The sequence below is a fragment of the Mameliella sp. LZ-28 genome (genome assembly GCF_012274245.1).
In the GTDB taxonomy this organism is placed as follows: domain Bacteria; phylum Pseudomonadota; class Alphaproteobacteria; order Rhodobacterales; family Rhodobacteraceae; genus Antarctobacter; species Antarctobacter albus.
This window is the reverse complement of sequence record NZ_JAANYX010000024.1, coordinates 1-2,899: the sequence shown is the minus strand read 5'-3', so window position 1 is coordinate 2,899 and position 2,899 is coordinate 1. Positions and strand designations below refer to the sequence as shown.

The window sequence follows — 2,899 nt, the reverse complement described above, 5'->3', positions numbered from 1 at the left end:
TCGCCGTTGCAGGCAGCGGGGACCGTATTCCGGTGCGGCGCATCTTCTGCATCGGGCGCAACTATGCCGCCCACGCGCGCGAGATGGGCAAGGACCCGGACCGCGATCCGCCGTTTTTCTTTCTCAAACCCGCCGATGCGGTGGTCGAGGACGGCGCGACGATCCCCTATCCGCCGCAGACCGAGAACTTTCACTATGAGGCCGAACTCGTCGCCGTGATCGGCACCGGCGGTGTGAACATCCCCGAGGACAAGGCGCTGGATCACGTCTGGGGCTATGGCGTCGGCAACGACCTGACCCGCCGTGACCTGCAGCTGAAGGCGCGCGAGCAGGGCCGCCCCTGGGATCTTGGCAAGGGGTTCGACAACTCGGCCCCCATCGCGCCGATCCATCCCGTCTCTGCCGTGGGTCATCCTTCCAAGGGGGCGATCAAGCTGACCGTCAACGGCGAGGTCAAGCAGGAGGCCGACCTCAGCGAACTGATCTGGTCCATCCCCGAGATGATCTCGATCCTGTCGCAGTCCTTCGCGCTGAAGCCGGGCGACCTGATCATGACCGGCACGCCTGCCGGCGTCGGCCCCCTGCAGCCCGGCGATACCTGCGTCGTCGAGGTCGAGGGCCTGGGCACCTGCACCACCCATATCGGCCCCCGCGCATGAGCCTGACGCTGCACAACTTCTTTCGCTCGTCGACCTCGACGCGGCTGCGCGCCGCGTTGAACCTCAAGGGGCTGGAATACGACTACCTGGCCTACGCCCTGCGCAAGGGAGAGACGCGGACGCCGGAGTACCTGGCCAAGAACCCGCAAGGCCTGGTGCCGTCGCTGGAGCTGGAGGACGGAACGACCCTGATCCAGTCGCTGGCCATCATCGAATGGCTGGAAGAGACCCACCCGGAGCCCGCGCTTTTGCCCGCCGATCCGCTTGGCCGGGCCCGGGTGCGCGGCCTGGCCTGCATGATCGCCTGCGAGATCCATCCCCTGAACAACCTGCGGGTGCTCTTTCGCCTGGGCGACCAGTTCGGTGCCGATGAAGCGGCGCAGAAGGCCTGGTTCACGCATTGGGTTGCCACCACTTTCGACGCTCTCGAAGAGGCGTTGCAGGACGCGCGGACCGGTCGCTACTGTCACGGAGATACGCCGGGGCTGGCCGATCTGTGCCTTTACGCGCAGGTCTGGAACAACCGGCGCTTTGACATCCCGGTCGCGGACTGGCCGACCATCGCGCGGATCTTTGACGCGCTCGACGCGCTGCCCGCCTTCCGCGACGCGGCCCCGCCCAACCAGCCCGACGCGGCCTGACAACGCGTTTCCAAGGAGGAGAGTTATGGACAACGCCATGCAACCCGAGGACAGCGCGGAGCTGCGCGCGCTATACCAGGGGTTCAAGGACAATCACCTGAACCCGCTCTGGACGCAGACCGGCGACCTCATGCCGCTGCACCCCAGGCCCAAGGCGGTGCCCCATGTCTGGCGCTGGGCCGATCTTTTGCCACTGGCTGAACGGTCTGGCGAACTGGTGCCGGTGGGCCGGGGCGGCGAACGTCGCGCCATCGGCCTCGCCAACCCCGGGCTTGGCGGGCGGGCCTATGTCTCGCCCACGCTCTGGGCCGCGATCCAGTACCTCTGCCCCGGCGAAAACGCACCCGAGCATCGCCACGCCCAGAACGCCTTTCGCTTCGTCGTCGAGGGCGAGGGGGTCTGGACGGTGGTCGACGGCGACCCGGTGCGGATGTCGCGCGGCGATCTGCTGTTGACGCCGGGCTGGCGGTTCCACGGGCACCACAATGTCGCGACCGAGCCGATGGCCTGGATCGACGGGCTGGACATTCCCTTCAGCCAGCAGATGGACGTTGGTTTCTTCGAGTTCGGCGCGGAACGGGTCACCGACAATGCCACGCCGAACTATTCCCAGGGCGAACGCCTGTGGTGCCACCCGGGCCTGCGGCCCCTGTCGCACCTGCAGGACACGGTATCCTCGCCCATCGGCGCCTATCGCTGGGAATTCACCGACCAGGCGCTGACCCAGCAATTGCTGCTGGAGGATGAGGGCATGCCGGCCACCGTCGAACAGGGCCACGCGGCGATCCGCTACGTCAACCCGACCACCGGCGGCGACGTGATGCCGACGATCCGCTGCGAGTTCCACCGCCTGCGCGCCGGGGCCGAGACGCCCGAGCGGCGCGAAGTCGGGTCGACCGTGTTCCAGGTCTTCGAGGGCCGGGGCGCCGTCGTCATGGGGGGCGAGACGCACAGGCTGGATAAGGGCGACATGTTCGTGATCCCGTCGTGGGTGCCGTGGTCCTTGCAGGCGGAAACCCAGTTCGACCTGTTCCGCTTTTCCGATGCGCCGATCATGGAACGTCTGAATTTCATGCGGACGGCGGTCGAAGGGCAATGAGCCTGACGGCCGAGGAACAGGCCGCGCGCGAGGCATTGCGCGCGCGTCAGGGGGCAGGGGCGCGCTATGATGCGGCCTCGGCCCCGGCAGGGGATCTGCTGCTGGCCCGGCGTGGTACGGCCTATTTCGCCCGCAAGCTGGCCGAGCTGTCGGATGCCGACCTGGAGGCGCCGTCGCTGCGCGAGGGCGTCCGGCGTCGGGCGCTGATTGCCGAGGTCGGCTATCACGCCCGGGCTCTCGCGCAGCAGGTGGGCGCCGTGCGGGCCGGGGACAGCGTTCAGCCGATAGCGCCAGAGGCCCATCGCGCCGAGATCGCCCAGGGGGCCACGCTGCCGCCGCGCGCGTTGCGCAGCCTGGTGCACCATGCGGCGATCCACCTGGACGTCGAATGGCGCGACCTGACCGACGAGGGATGGACCCTGTCGGCGCCTCTGGAGGGCCAGGCCGTCACCCCGCTGCGCCAGACGCCCCGCCTGCGTGCGCGGGTGGTGTGGCAAGGC

4 protein-coding genes are annotated in these 2,899 nt (G+C 68.5%); all 4 read left to right on the top strand.

All coding sequences use genetic code 11. The features are described 5' to 3' along the window. On the top strand, positions 1-659 hold a 659-nt coding region (locus tag G9Q80_RS15255; RefSeq protein ID WP_232786431.1), incomplete at its 5' end, for a fumarylacetoacetate hydrolase family protein. Continuing rightward, positions 656-1,300 (top strand): maleylacetoacetate isomerase, encoded by a 645-nt coding sequence (gene maiA, locus G9Q80_RS15250; protein WP_088716932.1) that lies wholly within the window; start codon positions 656-658, stop codon positions 1,298-1,300. The genes G9Q80_RS15255 and maiA, both read left to right, overlap by 4 nt. A gap of 25 nt (positions 1,301-1,325) precedes the next feature. Then, the gene (locus G9Q80_RS15245) at positions 1,326-2,399 is read left to right on the top strand and encodes a cupin domain-containing protein (protein WP_088716933.1); all 1,074 of its coding nucleotides are present in this window, start codon (positions 1,326-1,328) and stop codon (positions 2,397-2,399) included. Continuing rightward, positions 2,396-2,899 (top strand): maleylpyruvate isomerase N-terminal domain-containing protein (locus G9Q80_RS15240; protein ID WP_184757218.1); only part of this gene is annotated, 504 nt, incomplete at its 3' end. The genes G9Q80_RS15245 and G9Q80_RS15240, both read left to right, overlap by 4 nt.

Bases quoted from the DNA above. Each gene is read 5' to 3' on its own strand.
- maiA (WP_088716932.1), top strand. From the start codon at position 656: ATGAGCCTGACGCTGCACAACTTCTTTCGCTCGTCGACCTCGACGCGG.
- G9Q80_RS15245 (WP_088716933.1), top strand. From the start codon at position 1,326: ATGGACAACGCCATGCAACCCGAGGACAGCGCGGAGCTGCGCGCGCTA.